The organism is Pseudomonas sp. UMAB-08, assembly GCF_900095225.1.
GTDB lineage: Bacteria > Pseudomonadota > Gammaproteobacteria > Pseudomonadales > Pseudomonadaceae > Aquipseudomonas.
In genome coordinates this window covers 37231-50915 of sequence record NZ_LT607428.1, presented here as the reverse complement: position 1 = coordinate 50915, position 13685 = coordinate 37231, and the positions used below count along the sequence as shown (strand labels likewise).

Genomic DNA, 13685 nt, shown 5'->3' with positions numbered 1-13685 from the left:
TCATTTCGCTGCGCACTGCATGCATCTTGCACGCAGCACAGGGGGAGGAACGTGCAATCTGCACGATAACCAATTTAAGGATGGAGCTTAAGTTATTGTTTTATAATGCAATTATATCCAGCTAGAGGTTGGCACAGCCCTTGCGATATATCCTGTAACCCTGCTGCCAGTGATGCTGGCGCAGATTTTTGAAAAACAGGAGTGACTCGTATGAATATGAATAAGTTCGCTATTGCCGCTGCTGCTGCCACTGCACTGACCTTCACCATGGCCAACGCGGCATTTGCTCAACAAACCACTCAAGCACCTATGGTTATTGCTGCTGGCGAAATGACCAAAGCTACAGAAGCAACCTCTGATACCTGGATCACCACCAAAGTCAAAGCCGATCTGGTCACCGAAAAAGGCATTCCAGGTACTGACATCAAGGTAGAGACCAACAAAGGCGTGGTTTCCCTGTCATCGACCGTTACATTGAGCGCAGCTCAGAAAAAGCTGGCTGTCGACATCGCCAAGAAAATCAAAGGCGTTCAAGCAGTGTCGGCTGATGGCCTGAAATCCGAGTAACGTTTTACCCTCTCGCGATGATCATGGATAAGGAGCCCGCTGATAACGCTGGACGGTGTCGGCTGGCTCGTTAAAGGTTCATGCGAAAGACCATAAGGATGTGGTCATTACAGGCCCCTGCGTTCGCGCCGGGGCCTGTTCTATTGTGGGGATGGGGGATTTGAAGGGTAAGGCCCGGCGCAGCCGTCAGCTACCGCGCTTACTGTCTATGCGCAGTAGTCGGCCGCCTTCGAAACGCAGGTATTGATACATTCCGTTATTGGGCCCGTAGATCCATTCATCAATCTGGACTTCTTCGCGCCTGTTCACGCTGCGCTTATAACCAATGATATTTCGGGCAATAGGTTCACCGCATTTCTGCTGCACCTCAAACTCCCGATCACCCACGCTGATCAATTGACTGCCGCAACGCAAGGTATCTGCCTGTGCCTGGCCTGCGAGGCAAGCGACTGCCAAAAGTACTAAACCGCCTGTTCGCATGGATTATTCGCTGTCCAGATGCAGCTGAGTGACGACACGGCCATCTGATTGAGCCTCACCAAGGCTGGTGTCGATGAAATAGACCCGATCATCAGCCAGTTTGCCTTTATCGACCAGATAGTCCTTGATGCTGCCGGCGCGCGCCTGGCCCAACTGGCGGAGCAATGCGGTGTTGCTGCTCCAGGACTTGATCACGTCTGCGCGCATTTTCGCGGCCCGCTCTTCCTTGCCCAGATCTGTCCACTCGGCAGGCGGTTGTTGCTTCAGCAGGGTGCGATAAATACCTTCGAGCATGGGTGTTTTTTCGTTTTCCGGCACTTGCAACAGTGAGGCTTGAGCCGGGACTTTGTCACCGCGACGCTGAAGAATCTTGTAGTACGTGCTCTGGTACTCGCGCTCCAGACGTTGTGCCGCGATCAGCGGGCCATCGCTGCTGACAGCGCTGGTGCCTTCGATCTCGAGATGCAACGCCGGGCGCTCCTTGAGTGCGGCGGAGAGCTTGTTCAGGGCGGATTGGGCGTCGCTGGTCAAGTCGCTCGAGCCGGGGGTGAACGCAATGCTGCCGAGGTCTTGAGATTCGCCGCCGCTGATTAACCCCCCAATGAACTTGAAGGGCGCCTCAGCCGCACGCAATACCAAATTGCGCAGCGTTTGCCAGACAATGGGCATCACGCTGAATTGTGGGTTGTTCAAGTCGCCGGAGATTGGCAGTTCGATGGAGATCTTGCCATCGGTGTCCTTCAGCAAGGCAATGGCCAGGCGAATCGGCAGATCGACGGCACTGGCGCTGTCGACCTTCTCACCCAGCTGTAGCTGTTCGAGTACCACCTTGTTTTCGGCCTTGAGTTGGCCTTTGACGATCATGTAATGCAGGTCGAGATTCAGGCGCCCTTTGCGAATGCGGTAGCCGGCGAACTTCCCGGAGTACGGCGTCAGTGTGGTTAGCTCGACGCGCTTGAAACTGGTCGCGATGTCCAGGCTGGCCAAGGGGTCGAAGGGGTTGAGGCTGCCTTTGATGGTCACCGGCGCATAGCGGTCGACCTTGCCATTTATATCGACTGTTGCAGGTTTTGACTGACGGTTGTCGAGCGTCCCGATTTTGCCATTGAGCTGTTGAATGGCGGTGGCAAAGTTGGGCGTGAGACTGAAGTCGGCGAAGTTGGCGGAGCCGTCGTTGATATTCACTTCACCGATACGAATTCCCATCGGTTTTTCACTACTTGCAGAGGCCTTGCCTGCCGCTGGTTTAGTCGCTGGTTTACCGCTGTCGGCTGGCTGTGGAATCAACAGATCATCAATGTTGGTGGTGCGGTCATCGTTGATCATGAAGCGCGCATACGGTTGCTGCAGATTGACCTTGGCGATCGTCAGGCTGTTGCCGTGTTGATAATCCAGTCCTTCAAGCATCACCTGCTGCCACTTGAGAAAGTCGCGCTGCTTGAGGGTGTCGAGGGTGTGCAATTGGTCGATCTGGGCCTTGCCCATGACGCTGAAAGCCAGCGGCTCCGTGCTCTTCAGATTGACCGCCAGGTCGCTGCCAAGCATGCCGCTGCGCAGTTCAAGACGGATAAACGGGCTGATATAAGACTGCGCGACACGCAGGTCGATGTCTTTGGTGGTGACCTGCAGTTTGGCGCTGACCGGGCTCAGATTGACGTCACCTGCTGCCGTGATATGCCCTTGTTTGCCCAGTCCGGTGTCAAGCTTGAGGCTGAAAGGCGACTTGTTGAGGCTGTCGAAATTCTGCAGGTCGAGGTTCAGCGGGCCTACTTCCAGCGCAACGGGTTCCTTGGGGACCCGATCAGCCAGGTGAATCTGATAGTTGCGCAGTTGCACGTCACGCAGCAGCACCTGCCAGGGTTTGCTGGGGGCGATGGGCTGCTGGGCGACTTCGGGGGCGCTACCTGCTGCGGTCGCCGGAGCCTTGATGGCGGCTGCGGAAGCGGGTTTTTTTGGTTGGCTGGCGAACAGCTTCTGCCAGTCGAGCTCGCCATCCGCTTCGCGCGTCGCCCAGGTTTCAAGTTTGTTGCTGCGGATCTTGCCGACCGTCACTTGCTGCTTGGCCAGGTCGATAGAGGTCTCGGTGACGTCCAGTCGTTCCAGACGCACCAATGGTCGCCCATCCGGCGCATTGATCGCGAAGGGCGCAACGCTCAAGGCGGTATTGGTCAGTTGCAATTCGGTTGCGCTGGCCAGGCTGAGCGTGTAGTCGGTGCTGAAGTTCAGAATGCCGTCTTGCAGTACGAGCGGTAGCGCATCGCGCACGTAGGGCCAAAAGACTTTCATCTTGCCGTCAGTGATTTTTAGCTTACCTTCGGAGGCAATCGGCACCAGGCTGATGCGCCCGACCCAGTCGAGTCGACCGCCTCCAGGACCTACTGCAACCAGGGTCATGTCGGCATTGTCTTCGGGCAGGGTGCTGAGGTTTTTCAGTTCCAGACTTAGTTTGTCGTAAAGGAATTCAATCGGTTCGCTGGGGCGCAGGTCCTGGAAGTGGACATAACCGTCAGCCAACTTGATGTAGTCGACCCGCATCGGGAAAGGCTTGCCGGGTGGCGCGTCCTTCGCCGGCGCGCTGGCCGGTAGCTTGAACAACTGCGCCAGGTTCAGCGTACCGTCCTTGCTGAAGAGAAGTTCGGACTTGGGTTTGTCCAACTCGACAGCCGCCAGATGCAGGGCGCCGGTCCACAGGCTGTCAATCTGCAGGTTGGTGTACAACCGTTCGAAACCGACCTGCTCCTGGCCCGGCGTGCCGATGTTCAGGCCCCACAGGGTGACTTCCAGTGTGTAGGGGTTGATTTCCAGGCGACCAAGCGTTGCCGGGACCGTGGAATAGGTGGCCAGTTGTTGATTGACGATCCGCAATGCGATGCCGGGCAGAATCAAGAACCCCAGCAAGCTATAAAGCGCGATGACGGTCAGCAAGGCGCAAATAGCGCGTATCAATCCTTTGGGCATGTGAGGCGTCGTCTCTCTGTCGGAGGTCCTTGGAGTATGGCACGCGAATCTGGTTCCCCAGAAGTACCCTCAGTGCGTGTCGGAAGATTCCTTTCTTGCGTCGGGCGTCAGAGCTGCAGTATCAGCGTTTTGAGCGGTGGTTGCTGGTCCTGAGACGGGAAGTCGCTGCCCGGCGTCAGAACCTGCCAGTCGCGTACCGGGCGCCCGGCCTTGCTGGCGCAGCGTAGCACCTGTTCGCGCCAGTCCTCCATGCTGACCTTCGCCAGATTATTGCAGCAGATCAACACGCCATCGGTGGCCGTGGTCAATACCGCCGGTTTGAGCAGGCTCTGGTAGTCGCGCAGCAAATCGACGGTGCCGAATGCGCTTTTTGCCCACGCAGGCGGATCAAGGAACACCAGGTCGTATTGCCGTTGTTCGAGGCGCACATACTCGGGCAACTTATTCCCGCGACGTGGGGCGATGGGCAAGCCTGCCAGTTGGCGGATCGCCGGGAAGTAATCGGATTGCACAAACTTCATGGCTTTCAATTGAGGGTTGAGGACGCCATTTTCGCGACCCACCGCCAGATTGCCTTCGGCGAAGTCCAGGTTGCACACTTCCCGCGCGCCGCCCGCCGCCGCACTCAGGCCAACGCCACAGGTGTACGCAAACAGGTTCAGCACGGTCTTGCCGGCGCTGTGTTGCTTTATCCAGCCACGGGTATTACGCAAGTCGAGAAACAGCAGCGGGTCCTGCCCGGCATGGCGCCCGCGTACACGGTAGTTCAGGCCCCACTCGTGACCGATCATATCCACCAGTGCTGCATCTTCGGCTTTGTATACGGCGTCGTTACGGTCTATTCGCGAGTTGCCTTGGGAGCGGTCGTTGTAGACCAGCAGGGTTTCGAGTCCCAGGCGCGTATTGACGGCCGCGTGCAGTTCCAGCAGGACCTCGCGTTCCAGCGCGTGGTGGAAACTCTGCACCAGCAATTGCGGGCCATAACGGTCGATGGTCAGGCCGCTGGCACCTTCCTGGCTGCCATGGAATAGCCGATAGCAATCCGTGCCGTGTTGATGCAACTCGGCAAGCAGTGGTTCGCGGTTATCGAGGGCGACGCTTAGCGCCTGATTCAAGGAGGACATGCACAGCGCCTTGGGTTGGAAATGGGCGCGGCAGTTTAACAGTTAAGCGCGGGCATTGATCGCGGGCAAGCGTGCTTGCCCGCGATCACGTCAGATCAGGCGCAGCAGACTCAGCGGGAAAGCGCCAATGCCACACCCTGACCACCACCGATGCACAAGGTTGCGAGACCTTTTTTGGCGTCGCGCTTGATCATCTCGTGCAGCAGCGTGACCAGAATGCGGCAGCCTGACGCACCAATCGGGTGGCCAAGGGCAATGGCGCCGCCGTTGACGTTGACCTTGTTCATGTCCCAGCCCAGCTCCTTGCTGACTGACAAAGCTTGCGCGGCAAACGCTTCGTTGGCTTCGATCAGGTCAAGCTGCTCCAGCGACCAGCCGGCCTTGGCCAGGCAACGACGCGTGGCGCTGACCGGGCCGATGCCCATGATTGCCGGGTCGACACCTGCGTTGGCGTAAGCAGCGATGCGCGCGAGAACCGGCAGCCCGAGCTTTTCAGCTTTGGCGGCGCTCATCAGGATGACGGCGGCGGCGCCGTCATTCAGCGACGAAGCGTTGCCCGCGGTGACGGAGCCATCTTTCTTGAACGCTGGCTTGAGTTTGGCCAACGATTCGGCGGTCGTCCCGGCGCGCGGTTGTTCGTCCGTGGCAAACGACAGCGGGTCGCCTTTGCGCTGCGGGATCAGGATCGGGGTGATTTCGTCGACAAAACGCCCGGCTTCGATGGCGGCCATGGCTTTCTGTTGCGACGCGGCGGCGAACGCATCTTGTGCTTCGCGGGTGATGCCGTACTTTTCCACCAGATTTTCGGCAGTGATGCCCATGTGGTAGTCGTTGAACGCATCCCATAAACCATCGCTGATCATCGTGTCGACCAGGGTGCTGTTGCCCATACGCAGACCGGTGCGCGCACCGGGCATGACGTAATTGGACAGGCTCATGTTTTCCTGACCGCCCGCGATGACCACTTCCGCGTCGCCGCAGCGAATCGCCTGAGCGGCCAGATGCAGGGCCTTCAAGCCCGAGCCACAGACCTTGCTCACGGTCATTGCCGGTACCGCGAAAGGCAGCCCCGCCTTGATCGCGGCTTGACGTGCAGGGTTCTGCCCGGCGCCTGCGGTCAATACGTGGCCCATGATCACTTCATCGACTTCAGTAACATCCAGCCCGGTTTGAGACAGCAGTTGGCGAATGACAGCAGCGCCAAGATCGACTGCGGAAATATTCGCCAGGGCACCCTGGAACGCACCGACAGCGGTACGGGTGGCGGCAACGATAACGACGTCTTGCATGGCAAAGGTCCTCACTATTATTGGGTTTTGCGTCGGGCCTGATTCAGCTGGCCCTGTTCGCTGTGGCGGTGGCTATGACGATGACAATGGTGCGCATGGTGTCACACATGGCCGTTCAGGTTCCAACGACAAACTGACGGTCGCGTGTGTGCTTCAGGTCGGTCAGCAGGATAGCCCCAACCGTCGGTGGGCGCGCTGAACTGAGCCGTTGCGCACCGCCCAGCGTAACAGGGGCACGCTACGTCTGATGCTGGCGCGGATCAATGTGCGTTGCAGCAGGCCCTGATGGATCTCGAACAAATCGCTGGCCCAGACCGGTAACAGGTCGATGCCTGCCTGCATCATTAAGGCACCGAATGGCTTGGCCAGCCTGCTCGGAGCCGGGGCATTCAGCAATAAGCGCAGTACCTCGCGGCTGCGTTCATCACAGATCAACTGCGGGCGCATCCGGTCGAGATAGTCGGCAATGGCTTGCCTTGAGCGCGGCACCTCACGTGCGCCGAGCCGTTCGGCAATGGTGGCGACTTCTGCGTAGTACGCATCCTGTGCGTCACCCGACAACTCGGGGTTGCGATAGCGCAAATGGGCGGCCAGAAAACTGCTGACTTCGGCCACATGTACCCACGTCAACAGGTCCGGATCACTGGCAGCATAGGGGCGTCCGTCGGGCGCAGTGCCAGTCACTTGCAAGTGGATGGTGCGCACCTTGTCTATCAGCCAGTTGGCGTCGCGGGTCGAACCGAAGGTTGTCCCTGAAATAAACTGGCCGGTCCTGCGAAGGCGGCCCAGCATGTCCTGACGGAAGGTCGAGTGATCCCAGACCCCGGCCAGCGCCAATGGGTGCAGGGCTTGCAGCATCAATGCGCTGATGCCGCCGATCAGCATGCTGCTGAAGTCGCCATGCACCTGCCAGCAGATCGCCTCTGGACCGAACAGGCCGGGATCACCTTTAGGGTTTTCCAGGTCCAACTGACCCAGAGACAATCCAGTCAGACTCATGACTTGGGTTTCGATACGGCTACGAATGAATTCCATGGGCTCTCAACATCTGAGTCGGGCGCAGGGAGGGCTGCGCCCAACACGTTCAACGGTTCAGGCGTTTATCGATCAGGCCTTCGACCACGCTCGGGTCAGCCAGGGTCGACGTATCACCCAGGCTGTCCAGTTCATTGCAGGCAATTTTGCGCAAAATCCGGCGCATGATCTTGCCTGAGCGGGTTTTCGGCAGGGCGGATGCCCACTGAATCAATTCCGGTTTGGCGAAGCTGCCGATTTCCTGGCCGACGTGGGCCAGCAGTTCTTTTTTCAACGCATCATTTGTTTCGACGCCTTTCATCGGCGTGACGAAGGCGTAAATCCCCATACCTTTGACGTCGTGGGGATAACCGACCACTGCGGCTTCGGCGATGCTGTCGTGCAGCACCAGTGCGCTTTCAACTTCTGCGGTGCCGATCCTGTGTCCAGACACGTTGAGTACGTCGTCGACGCGGCCAGTGATCCAGTAGTCGCCATCCTCGTCGCGGCGAGCGCCGTCGCCGGTGAAGTAGTAGCCGGGATAGGGTTTGAAATAGGTCTCGACCATGCGCTGTTGATCGCCGTATATGCTACGAATCTGTCCCGGCCAACTGGCCTTGATCGCCAGAACACCGCTGCCCGCACCGATGATTTCCTTGCCTTGCTCGTCCAGTAATACCGGTTGTACCCCGAACAACGGACGCGTCGCGCAGCCCGGCTTGAGGTGGCTGGCACTGATCAACGGTGACAGCATGATGCCGCCGGTTTCGGTCTGCCACCAGGTATCGACAATGGGGCAGCGCTCCTTGCCGACCTGATGGAAATACCACTCCCATGCCTCAGGGTTGATTGGCTCGCCGACGCTGCCGAGCACGCGCAGGCTCTCGCGTGACGTGCTTTGCAGCGGCCCTGGCCCTTCGCGCATCAGGGCGCGCAGGGCAGTGGGGGCGGTATAGAAAATGTTGACTTGGTGCTTGTCGATTACCTGCCAGAAGCGTGAAGCGTCCGGGTAGTTCGGTACGCCTTCAAAGATCAGCGTGGTGGCGCCATTGGCCAGCGGGCCATAGACGATATAGCTGTGACCGGTGACCCAGCCGACATCGGCGGTGCACCAGAAGATTTCTCGGTCCTGGTAGTCGAACACGTGCTTGAAGGTCATTGCGGCTTGCAGCAGGTAACCGCCGGTGGTGTGCAGCACACCTTTGGGCTTGCCGGTGCTGCCTGAGGTGTAGAGGATGAACAGCGGGTCTTCCGCATCCATTGGCTCGGGCGGGCAGTCAGCGCTCATGCCACGCACGGCGTCGTGGTACCAAATGTCGCGACCTTCGACCCATTCCACGTCGCCCTGAGAGCGCTCTACCACCAGTACGGTGCTGACGTTCGGGCAGCTTTGCAGCGCCTTGTCGACATTCTTCTTGAGCGCGACATATTTACCCCCGCGCACCCCTTCATCGGCAGTGATCACCGTGCGGCAGTCGGCATCGAGAATCCGGTCACGCAACGCGTCTGGCGAGAACCCGCCGAACACCACCGAATGCACGGCACCGATTCGGGTGCAGGCCAGCATCGCGTAAGCGGCCTCGGGGATCATCGGCATATAGATGCAGACGCGATCACCTTTTTTCACTCCGCGACTTTTGAGTACGTTCGCCAGGCGGGCGACGTTGTGATGCAGCTTTTTATAGGTGATTTCAGCGGACTCACCCGGATTGTCGCCTTCCCAGATGATCGCGATTTGATCACCGCGCTCTTTCAGATGACGGTCGATGCAGTTGTAGCTGACATTTAACTCGCCGCCCTTGAACCAGCTGGCCTCGCCCGTGTTCAGGTCTGCGTGCTGCACTTGCTGCCAAGGTCTGGACCAGTCGAGAAACGTCTTGGCCTGTTCGGCCCAGAAGGTATCGGGGTGTTCCACTGATTGTTGATACATCCGCTGATAGTCAGCGGGGCTCAGCTGCGCAGCTTTACGCACGGCGTCGGCTTTCGGGAAAACGCTGATATCGAACATGGGTTGATCCTTATTCTTGTTGATGCAACAAGTCATCAGGGTGCGCTTTGGTGGGGATTGGTTCAAGGGGACGGGAACTGCATCCATGTTTGGCTAAGTCCGTCAGTACAAGCCCACCCAATCACCAGAACTGTCCTACATGATCCAGAGGTGCTGGCTGGCTGTGTGGGCGCACATCGTCAATGACACTGCGTGCCCCCTTCCAACACGAAGATCCGCGCATGTCTCATCCCGGCCTTACCCCGAAGTTCTGTCTGGACATCAACGGGCAACAGCAAGCTGACTTGCAGGTGCTGAGTTTTCACGGGACCGAGGCGCTGAGCCGACCCTATGAAATCAACATCGAACTGGTGAGCCGGCGCTCATCCCACGCGTTGGACGGCTTGCTGCATAAAGCGGCCTACCTGAGATTCGGGGCGCAAGGGCAGGGGATTCACGGTCATATTTATGCGATCCGCCAAGGCAAAACAGGCGGGGCATTNAAGGGCACCACATGCTGAAGGGCACCGATGCATCGTTCGACCGCATCACGGCGGTCATGGCGCCGCGCGACTATTGCGTGCAGTACGACGAGTCGGACCTGCACTTTCTCAGCCGGCTGTGCGAGGAAGAGGGGATTTTCTACCGGTTTGAGCACACGCCTGACAGTCATCACCTGATCTTTGCCGACGATGAAACCCGATTCCCGCAGCAATCCCCGCAGGTGTTGCCGTTCAAGCCGGGGAGCGGCCTGGTGGCAGAAGGTCCGGCGGTCAAGGCCTTCGGCGTGCGTCTGACCGCCCAAACCAACCATGTCGCCCTGCGCGATCATGACTTCAAACAGACCCATATTCCGCTGCAGAGCCTACAAGACCCCGCGCGAACCCAGGCGCAATGGGAGCGCGGCGAAGTCCCCAAATACGGTCCCTACCTGGAGGATTACGTCTATCCCGGGAATTTCGAGGAGAGACGGCGCGGTGACGTCCTATCCAAGCGTGCGCTTGAGCGCCATCAAACCGGTTTTCGCCTGGCGGATGGCGAGAGTGATGCGTCGCTTTTGCGCAGTGGATCGCGCTTGCACCTGGTTCAGGATTACGCCCCCGAAACCCACTGGGTGCTGATTTTTGTGCAACATGACGCAAGACAGCCGCAGGTGCTCGAAGAGCTGACCGGCAGCAGCCCGGTTGAAGACGGGCGCATCGTTCAGGGGTATCGCAACACCTTCACCGCCATTGCGGAAGCGGTCCAGTTCCGTCCGGCACTGGAGCACCCGAAACCGCGAATCCACAGCACCCAGACCGCCAGAGTCACCGGCCCTGTGAATGAAGAAATCTACTGCGACAAATTCGGCCGGGTGAAAGTCAAATTCCACTGGGACCGTAGCGAACAGGACGATGAAACAACCAGCTGCTGGGTGCGGGTCGCCTCTAGTTGGGCGGGCGATGGGTATGGCGCCGTCACCATTCCCCGGGTGGGCATGGAGGTGCTGGTTTCATACCTTGAAGGGGACGCCGACAGGCCGGTTATCGTGGGCTGCCTTGCCAATAACCTGAATCCCGTTGCGCATGGGCTGCCTGAAAACAAGACCAAAAGCGTCTTTCGCAGCCGGAGTTCCAGTGCGAGCACCGGTTTCAACGAAGTCCATTTTGACGACAAGAGCGGTGCGGAACGGGTCTACCTGCGCGCCCAACGCGACATGGAGCAGCTGATCCAGAACGACAGCCGGACTGAAATTGGCGGTCAGCGCCTGGAAACCATCAAGGGCAACAGCACCTCGGTACTCAACGGTGAGGAACACCGGACCCTCACCGGCGAGCGCAAGGTTCAGCTGCTGGCGGGCGATCATCTGCAGGTGGCAGGCAGCAGTCACACCCGTGTGGGTCAGGTGTTGGTGATGGAGGCCGAACACGTACACCTCACCGGTGACGACATCGTCGTCCACGCCTGTCTAGGCCTGACGCTGAGCGCCGGAGGCCAACATATCGTCCTTAATCCGGCTGGCATTTTCAGCAGTACACCGATTCTGTCAGGCGGTATGGCGATGACGGGTATGCCAGCGACGCCGTTGGCGCCGGGCGACACTCAAGCACTCGAAGCTGACGTTTTGCCACCAAGCCCAACGTTCCAACAGCAGCTCCTTGGCGGTGAGCCCATTGTCGAGATGTGCCAAATGCCAGAAGGGGGTACACCCATGGACTGCCCGCTTGAGGACTGCGGTTGCCGCGAGGCTATGAATCCGGGAGCACGCTCATGACCACTTGGATGCTCTTGGAACACACCGACCATTTGCTGCCTGCTCTTTTCCGGCAGATGGGTCGTCCGGATTTTGTGCGCCTGTTTGATTCAACTGAATTGATGATCTATTCGCAGTTCAGCCCGTTGTTGGTGAAAGACGACAGCGACGGGACACTGCTACAGGCGATCAAGGAAGCACCCATCCACTGGCCGGGATTGGTGATCGAGAGTGAACATAGCGCCGAAGCGGTACGTGAACACCTGCGGCATCTGCTGATCATTCGCTTCAAACAGACCCGCAAAGGCATGCTGCATTATTGGAATCCGGCCGTTGCCGAGTGTTTTTTCCCCGCCTGCACCGATGAAAACCTCAACCGCTGGCTTGGCCCGATCAGTCGTTTGAACTGGTATGCGTCGCGTGAAAGCGGATGGCAACGCCTGGACAACCCTCACGCCACCACCTGGCTTCCAGCCACCTCCAACCACCTCTTGGTGCTTAGCGCAGAGCAAAGCGTGGCCCTTGAGCAGTACATTGCGAACGGACAGGAGTCCTGACATGGCCCAGAGCATGCTCAGCCGCGGCCCATGCTGCGAAATCAATAAATTGATCGTACAGGTCACCGGCAACAACCATCCGCCCAGTCAGCGCTTGGCGTTTTATGACCAAGCCGGAAAACGCCTGGACACCCTGACTGCCGAAGACAAGCCTGAAACGCTGGAAAAGCCCTACTTTGTGGACAGCGCCCTGCACGTCTGGAGCTGGAAAAATCACTACACCCACCGCCTGTGGCTGGAAATCGACTCGGTCGACGGCAGTCCCATTCGCCTGCTCCTACCCGAGGTCGCGATCACCCTGCGCCAGTTCGACGCGCAGTGGAACCAGATCGTGCCAGTGGTGCCCTTCGTCGCGTTGCCCGGTGCCAACAGTGCCCACGATCACGGCACTCCGGTGGTGTGCCGCGCAGGGTTCATTTATGTCTTTTTGGGCAACCGGCTGTGGCGCGAGCTGGAGGTGCGGGTCGCAGACGAACACACCACTTACCACGACATCGACCTGAACCGTTATCGCATGGGCGACGAGATTGAGGAGGGCCTTCGACTGGCCAGCGGGCAGGCGCTGGAGGACATCTGGTTGCCGTCCAGCTGGAACGATCAACAGGTGTCGCCGCAGCTCTGTTTCAGCGAAGTGCAGCTCAGCGGGCCGCGTTTGCGCCGTCTTGAGCAAGACCCGGCGTTGCGCGCCCAACGCTGCCAAAGCCCGGACTTGCGCAGCTCGCAAGATAAGTTCAAACGCGTGTTCCGCGATAAACCGGACGGCGTGGCAATGCTCGAAGCGTTCAGCGCATTCGACGCCTATGACGCGGCCAACCAGTCTGCGGCGGGCGCGGCGCATGTCGCCAGGCTCAACCTCAGCTCGCACGCCTTTCCGGTCAGCCTGGTCGCCCCGCAACGCGCCCGCCAACCTGGTTACGAATGGCTGCTCGACCAACCGGGCCGCTACCTGTGCGACCTGAGCGGGCAGTTCCCGGTCATTGCCTTGAGCGCAGCGCGCCAGCATGTGGTTCGCTGTGAGAAGGGTGAAACTGCCTATCAGCCGACCTCCGTGGAAACCGGCGCCTGGGCCCATTGGCTGGAACAGGTGTGCAATCCCGAAACCCAGATCGCCGATGAGTTCTGGCAAGCGCAGCCGGCGGTGGCTGATGTGCTGTTAAGTGCACGAAAACGCGAGCTGTACGGCGTGCTGCTGCACGACGCGCACTATCGTCTGCGTCACGTACAGACGCGGATTCACGACCAGCAACACCTGCTGAACCTGTGCGCCCAGCGCGCCAGCCATTACGCCCATCACGCCAGCGCGCTTCTGGTGCAACAATTGATCGTGCCGCAGACCTTGGGTGGGCAGAAAAATCCGCTGCACCAAGGTATGGAGAAGCTCAAGGAGCAGGGCCGGATCGACATCAACCGCTTCACCGCCACCGGCGAACGAGCGCAACTCTGGCGCCAGCTGGACATGAGTCAGGCGCTGTTGAG

General features: G+C 59.1%; 9 protein-coding genes and 1 pseudogene. 4 read left to right on the top strand and 6 right to left on the bottom strand.

Annotated elements, in window-relative coordinates; translation table 11 throughout:
- Positions 1–216: 216 nt before the first annotated feature.
- Complete coding sequence (locus K0F75_RS20640) at positions 217–567, top strand: BON domain-containing protein (RefSeq protein ID WP_219063874.1); 351 nt, start codon at positions 217–219, stop codon at positions 565–567.
- Between the two features lie 186 nt (positions 568–753).
- Here K0F75_RS20640 and K0F75_RS20635 read toward each other — a convergent pair whose 3' ends face one another.
- The 6 genes from K0F75_RS20635 to acs all read right to left on the bottom strand — a co-directional run bounded on the left by K0F75_RS20635 (position 754) and on the right by acs (position 9440).
- Positions 754–1047: a DUF2845 domain-containing protein gene (locus K0F75_RS20635; RefSeq protein WP_219063823.1), complete on the bottom strand. Its 294-nt coding sequence runs from the start codon at positions 1045–1047 to the stop codon at positions 754–756.
- Between the two features lie 3 nt (positions 1048–1050).
- A complete protein-coding gene (locus K0F75_RS20630; protein ID WP_219063822.1) occupies positions 1051–4005 on the bottom strand; it encodes a DUF748 domain-containing protein in 2955 nt (984 codons plus the stop codon).
- Positions 4006–4112: 107 nt separating this feature from the next.
- A complete protein-coding gene (locus tag K0F75_RS20625; protein WP_219063821.1) occupies positions 4113–5129 on the bottom strand; it encodes a class I SAM-dependent rRNA methyltransferase in 1017 nt (338 codons plus the stop codon).
- Positions 5130–5239: 110 nt separating this feature from the next.
- Positions 5240–6418 (bottom strand): acetyl-CoA C-acetyltransferase, encoded by a 1179-nt coding sequence (locus tag K0F75_RS20620; protein ID WP_219063820.1) that lies wholly within the window; start codon positions 6416–6418, stop codon positions 5240–5242.
- A 162-nt stretch (positions 6419–6580) separates the two neighbouring features.
- Positions 6581–7453 carry an oxygenase MpaB family protein gene (locus K0F75_RS20615; RefSeq protein WP_219063819.1) on the bottom strand — a complete coding sequence of 291 codons (873 nt, stop codon included), beginning with the start codon at positions 7451–7453 and terminating at the stop codon, positions 6581–6583.
- 49 nt (positions 7454–7502) lie between these two features.
- Positions 7503–9440, bottom strand: a complete 1938-nt coding sequence (gene acs, locus K0F75_RS20610) for an acetate--CoA ligase (protein WP_219063818.1) — start codon at positions 9438–9440, stop codon at positions 7503–7505.
- Between the two features lie 493 nt (positions 9441–9933).
- Here acs and tssI point away from each other — a divergent pair, with 493 nt between their 5' ends.
- From tssI to K0F75_RS20595, 3 genes and pseudogenes are all read left to right on the top strand, one after another.
- Positions 9934–11673: a type VI secretion system tip protein TssI/VgrG gene (gene tssI / locus K0F75_RS20605; RefSeq protein ID WP_219063817.1), complete on the top strand. Its 1740-nt coding sequence runs from the start codon at positions 9934–9936 to the stop codon at positions 11671–11673.
- A complete protein-coding gene (locus K0F75_RS20600; protein ID WP_219063816.1) occupies positions 11670–12209 on the top strand; it encodes a DUF4123 domain-containing protein in 540 nt (179 codons plus the stop codon). Before tssI ends, K0F75_RS20600 begins: the two co-directional genes overlap by 4 nt.
- Before the next feature lies 1 nt (position 12210).
- Positions 12211–13685, top strand: a pseudogene (locus K0F75_RS20595) (hypothetical protein); the annotation flags it as partial.

Excerpts from the sequence above, each read along its gene's own strand:
- K0F75_RS20640 (WP_219063874.1), top strand. The coding sequence starts at position 217 with ATGAATAAGTTCGCTATTGCCGCTGCTGCTGCCACTGCACTGACCTTC.
- K0F75_RS20635 (WP_219063823.1), bottom strand. The coding sequence starts at position 1,047 with ATGCGAACAGGCGGTTTAGTACTTTTGGCAGTCGCTTGCCTCGCAGGC.
- K0F75_RS20630 (WP_219063822.1), bottom strand. The coding sequence starts at position 4,005 with ATGCCCAAAGGATTGATACGCGCTATTTGCGCCTTGCTGACCGTCATC.
- K0F75_RS20625 (WP_219063821.1), bottom strand. The coding sequence starts at position 5,129 with ATGTCCTCCTTGAATCAGGCGCTAAGCGTCGCCCTCGATAACCGCGAA.
- K0F75_RS20620 (WP_219063820.1), bottom strand. The coding sequence starts at position 6,418 with ATGCAAGACGTCGTTATCGTTGCCGCCACCCGTACCGCTGTCGGTGCG.
- K0F75_RS20615 (WP_219063819.1), bottom strand. The coding sequence starts at position 7,453 with ATGGAATTCATTCGTAGCCGTATCGAAACCCAAGTCATGAGTCTGACT.
- acs (WP_219063818.1), bottom strand. The coding sequence starts at position 9,440 with ATGTTCGATATCAGCGTTTTCCCGAAAGCCGACGCCGTGCGTAAAGCT.
- tssI (WP_219063817.1), top strand. The coding sequence starts at position 9,934 with ATGCTGAAGGGCACCGATGCATCGTTCGACCGCATCACGGCGGTCATG.
- K0F75_RS20600 (WP_219063816.1), top strand. The coding sequence starts at position 11,670 with ATGACCACTTGGATGCTCTTGGAACACACCGACCATTTGCTGCCTGCT.